General features: G+C 79.2%; 1 pseudogene. It reads left to right on the top strand.

Annotated features, from left to right (window positions below):
• Positions 1-548, top strand: a pseudogene (locus CCN29_RS34200) (polyprenyl synthetase family protein); the annotation flags it as partial.
• Positions 549-681: the final 133 nt, after the last annotated feature.

Below are 681 nucleotides of genomic sequence, written 5' to 3'. Positions count from 1 at the left end.
GGCGGCCCGCCTCGCCCAGTGCGTGGTCGAACTGTGCGCCGGGCAGCACGTGGACACGGCCCTGGAGCGGCGCGCCCCTGACGAGGTCACCCTGGAGGAGACCCTCGCCATGGCGGAGGCGAAGACCGGCGCCCTGCTCGGCTGTGCCTGCGCCCTCGGCGCGCTGTACGCGGACGCCGGGGACGCCGAGGTGGCGGCGATGGACGCCTTCGGCCGGGCGGCCGGGCTGGCGTTCCAGCTGNNCCGGCAAGCCGGCCGGGGCGGACCTCGCCGCCCGTAAGAAGTCGCTGCCGGTCGTCGCCGCGCTCACCTCCGGCACGCCGGAGGCGGGGGAGCTGGCCGCCGCGTACGCCGCCCCGCACCGGGAGGGGGACGTCGGGCGCCTCACCCGTCTCGTGGAGCGGGCCGGCGGCCGCGACTGGGCGCAGACCCAGGCGGCGGACCGGATGGCCCGCGCGATGCAGGAGGTGGCCCGTGCCGTGCCGGACCCGGAGGCGGCGGGAGGGCTGCTGGCCCTCGCCGAGTTCGTGACCCGGCGCACCACCTGACGGGACGGCTCGGGCCGTCCCCCCGGCCCCCGGGACCACGAGCCGCCGTGCGGACCCTGACCCGTACGGCTCCGTGGTCCCGGACCGACCGGCGGGCCCCGCACTTCCCCACGGTGTGCGGGGCCCGCCGGTC

Origin of the sequence: Streptomyces pseudogriseolus (assembly GCA_002154585.1) — a bacterium.
In the GTDB taxonomy this organism is placed as follows: domain Bacteria; phylum Actinomycetota; class Actinomycetes; order Streptomycetales; family Streptomycetaceae; genus Streptomyces; species Streptomyces pseudogriseolus.
Note: the sequence above shows the minus strand (reverse complement) of the source record. Positions and strands in the feature narration are given on the sequence as shown.